Origin of the sequence: Burkholderia sp. Bp9140, from assembly GCF_003853425.1 — a bacterium.
Taxonomy (GTDB): Bacteria; Pseudomonadota; Gammaproteobacteria; order Burkholderiales; family Burkholderiaceae; genus Burkholderia.
Genome location: NZ_QTPQ01000140.1, coordinates 1 through 289 on the forward strand (window position 1 = coordinate 1; position 289 = coordinate 289).

At 45.7% G+C, this 289-nt stretch carries 1 rRNA gene; it reads right to left on the minus strand.

Going from position 1 to position 289, the window contains the following annotated elements:
• Positions 1-229 precede the first annotated feature (229 nt).
• Positions 230-289, minus strand: a 16S ribosomal RNA gene (locus DIE21_RS36995); the annotation flags it as partial.

The following is a 289-nucleotide window of genomic DNA, read 5'->3' on the forward strand; positions in this document are numbered from 1 at the left end:
CTTACTTCTTCCAGATTGTTAAAGAACGACAGCCGATACATACTACGTATCACTCTGACTGGCTCAATCGCCAATGAGAAAAACTCGAACCAAACTTCATTCGAATGTTTGTCATTGAGAATTATCGAAAGCGGCCGGCATTATAACCGATTAAACCGCTAACAGACAGTCTTTCTGTCTTTATCAACAGCCGATAAGCGTGAGCGCTCAACTTTGCGAGAAGCTCTGGAAAGGAGGTGATCCAGCCGCACCTTCCGATACGGCTACCTTGTTACGACTTCACCCCAGT